Annotated in this window: 4 protein-coding genes; all 4 read left to right on the forward strand. The window is 50.4% G+C overall.

All coding sequences use genetic code 11. The features are described from left to right. The first annotated feature begins 378 nt into the window (after window positions 1–378). The 4 genes from ACR2PX_RS05590 to ACR2PX_RS05605 all read left to right on the forward strand — a co-directional run bounded on the left by ACR2PX_RS05590 (window position 379) and on the right by ACR2PX_RS05605 (window position 2,973). Entirely contained in the window at window positions 379–1,245 is an 867-nt protein-coding gene (locus tag ACR2PX_RS05590; RefSeq protein WP_433998381.1) for a segregation and condensation protein A, read from the forward strand. After that, on the forward strand, window positions 1,245–2,093 hold the full coding sequence (gene scpB / locus ACR2PX_RS05595; RefSeq protein ID WP_433998382.1) for an SMC-Scp complex subunit ScpB: 849 nt from the start codon (window positions 1,245–1,247) through the stop codon (window positions 2,091–2,093). The genes ACR2PX_RS05590 and scpB overlap by 1 nt, the downstream gene beginning before the upstream one ends. A 73-nt stretch (window positions 2,094–2,166) precedes the next feature. Further along, window positions 2,167–2,670 carry a nuclear transport factor 2 family protein gene (locus ACR2PX_RS05600; RefSeq protein ID WP_433998383.1) on the forward strand — a complete coding sequence of 168 codons (504 nt, stop codon included), beginning with the start codon at window positions 2,167–2,169 and terminating at the stop codon, window positions 2,668–2,670. A 108-nt stretch (window positions 2,671–2,778) separates the two neighbouring features. Beyond that, on the forward strand, window positions 2,779–2,973 hold the full coding sequence (locus ACR2PX_RS05605) for a hypothetical protein (protein WP_433998384.1): 195 nt from the start codon (window positions 2,779–2,781) through the stop codon (window positions 2,971–2,973). The last annotated feature ends 12 nt before the right edge of the window (window positions 2,974–2,985 follow it).

Below are 2,985 nucleotides of genomic sequence, written 5' to 3' on the forward strand. Positions count from 1 at the left end.
CGGTTTGAGACAGTTTTTATGATTATTTGAGGCGAATAGCGAGCTATTCAACGAAAAGAATCATAAAAAATGGCCAAATCCGGCTTTTTCGCAGTAGGTCAGTGGTAAGTCCGACAGGCTCCTAGAGTCTGATCGCAACAAAAAGCAGTTTCACCGCTCACCGGTCAAACTGCTTTTTTTCAGTCAGAGACTGCCTGGGAAGTAGGAGTCGAGGTAAAAATTCAGTAGAACGAGTCAGATTTTTCCATCAATTCGTGCGAATAGTTGACCTATTTAATCGAATTGATCGGAAAATATGGCCGTTCTTTCTGGATTTTTAACCGACCCATTACTTTCCAGACAGCCTCTTTAGAGGAATGACAAAAGGGTGAAGCATCAATGACCTCCACGGAAACCGTGGCTGAGTCCGGAGCAGAGACGCTCCCTGAAGAGCAAGTACCGGAAACTCAATCAGGCTCAGAGCCTGATATCATTGAACACCAGATACTGGTCATGGGGCAGCCCATGGCCAAGCTGCCTGACGACCTTTATATTCCGCCGGATGCTTTACAGATATTCCTGGAAGCTTTTGAAGGTCCACTCGACCTGCTGCTCTATCTGATCAAGCGCAACAACATGGATATTCTCAATATTCAGGTCGCGGTGATCACTGAGCAATATATGAAATACGTCGACCTTATGGAGTCCGGACAATTCGAGCTGGCAGCTGAATACCTGGTCATGGCCGCCACCCTGGCCGAAATCAAGTCGCGCATGCTGCTGCCCAGAGTCTCAGAAGACGAAGATGAGGAAGAAGATCCCCGGGCCGAGCTGATTCGTCGTCTCCAGGAGTATGAGCGCTTCAAAAAAGCAGCCGAAGACATCGACCAGTTGCCCAGAATGACCCGGGACCTGCATGAAGCCAGCGCCTCTCCACCCGATCTGGAACAGGAACGCCCTCATCCAGAAGTCGATCTCAAGGAGATCATGCTGGCCATGGGAGAAATCCTCCGCCGGTCAGAAATGTATGTCAGTCACCAGGTGGAACAGGAAGCCCTGTCGACCCGTGAACGTATGAGTGAAGTATTGTCGATGCTGACCTCTGAACGCTTTACTCCGTTTGTTGCTCTGTTCCGGCTGGAAGAAGGCAAGCTTGGAGTCGTGGTCACCTTTATGGCGGTTATGGAACTGATCAAAGAATCCCTGATCGAACTGATACAGAACGAACCTTTTGGACCCATTCACGTTAAGGCCCGGATTGACTAATGGAAGCAGAACAGCTGCAAAAAATCCTGGAAGGAGCCCTGCTGGCCAGTCAGAAACCCCTGACCGTAGAAAAACTGGCGGCCCTGTTCCCGGAAGATCTCTATTCGGGGGAAGAATGCCCAGACGGCAACCAGATCCGTGAAGCATTGGTAGCCATCTCTGAAGCCTGTGAAGACAGGGGCTTTGAACTCAAGAAAGTGGCTTCAGGCTACCGTTTCCAGGTCAGGCAGGAATTGGCTCCCTGGGTCGGAAGGCTTTGGGAAGAGAAGCCACAGCGCTACACCCGGGCTCTGCTGGAAACGCTGGCACTGATTGCCTACCGACAGCCCATCACCCGGGGGGAAATTGAAGAAATCCGGGGGGTTGCCGTGAGCAGCAACATTATACGAACCCTTCAGGATCGGGAGTGGGTTCGGGTCGTGGGCCACCGGGATGTACCGGGCCGTCCGGCCATGTTTGCCACTACGCGTCAGTTTCTGGATTATTTTAATCTGGAAAACCTTAACGAACTGCCTCCTCTTTCAGAAATTCGCAATCTGGAAGAAGCCGCCAGAGAGCTGGCCGAAGCCAATGAGCAAAGCAAATTACCCGCTCAGAATGAAGAGGTTCAGGAAGTCATTGAAGTGGAAGAACAATCCGCAGAAGAGCTGTTTGCCGAGCTGGATGAGCTGGAAGCGGATCTGCCCGATAACTTTGACGATCTGATTCGCAAGAAAAAAGTCGAAGAACTGCCGTTGCCTGAACAGGAAACTGAAGCTTCAGTACCACAGGAAGACTCCCTCGAAGCTGAAGAGACAACACCGCAAGCCCTACCCCCTCAGGAAATATCCGACGAAAGCGAACTCTGAGTCAGTGCCCTATCAGTCAATTGGGTCTACCTTAGGTTATGTCCCGACTGACTGATTTCCGGAGTGCTCAGCCATGAAGTTTTTGCGACTGCCCTTTTTGTTCTCCCTGCTGCTTCTATCCCTGACTTCAACCATCACACCTGCCGATGACAACAAAGACCTTGAGGTGATGATGAAAGACTTTGTAAAAGCCTATGATCAGGGGGATGTAAAAGCCGTCGCCCAGTTCTACGTTCAGGATGACGGTATTGATGTCTGGGGAACCGCGAAAGATGAGCACGCCACCAATTTGAGTGAAGTCAAAGAGGCTCTGATGCGTGACTTCAAGGAAGCCAAAACCCGTATCACCACTCATAATAATCGAACCTTCACCCGTGGTGAAGCAGGCGTCATCCTGTCTGAATGGGCGGTTGAATATCAGCACCAGGGCAGCAGCGAGTGGAAACAAATCCCCCAGGTCAGAACCACACTGTATGTTGAGAAACGGGACGGTGTCTGGAAAATCCGTCATGCACACTGGTCCGACCCTCAGGTTTACCATCCCGATGGCCGCTCATTTCCTATCGACAAGAAATAAAAACCCTGGCCAACGAAGCGAGCTTATTCATGGCCTCATGGGTTGATCTAAACCTAATCAACGCTATTGGCGGCTTCCCGAATGATCATCAAAACCAGGAAGCCCTCAATGAAGAGAAAAGATCAGGACTATTGTTCTGCGATTAAATCAGCATTAGATGCTTCCTGTCTCACCGGGCTCAACCCGCCCCAGGAGCCTGTCGGACTTATGCTTTCGAGCATACTCTCTATTGAAGAGTCAGTAGAACGAGTCGACAGTCTTGAGCGTTCTAGACAGCTTCGATGGATTCGTGAGAATAGTTGACCTATTTAATCG

It is taken from the genome of Endozoicomonas sp. (assembly GCF_051008435.1).
In the GTDB taxonomy this organism is placed as follows: domain Bacteria; phylum Pseudomonadota; class Gammaproteobacteria; order Pseudomonadales; family Endozoicomonadaceae; genus Endozoicomonas_A.

Excerpts from the sequence above, each read along its gene's own strand:
- ACR2PX_RS05605 (WP_433998384.1), top strand. The coding sequence starts at position 2,779 with ATGAAGAGAAAAGATCAGGACTATTGTTCTGCGATTAAATCAGCATTA.
- ACR2PX_RS05600 (WP_433998383.1), top strand. The coding sequence starts at position 2,167 with ATGAAGTTTTTGCGACTGCCCTTTTTGTTCTCCCTGCTGCTTCTATCC.
- scpB (WP_433998382.1), top strand. The coding sequence starts at position 1,245 with ATGGAAGCAGAACAGCTGCAAAAAATCCTGGAAGGAGCCCTGCTGGCC.
- ACR2PX_RS05590 (WP_433998381.1), top strand. The coding sequence starts at position 379 with ATGACCTCCACGGAAACCGTGGCTGAGTCCGGAGCAGAGACGCTCCCT.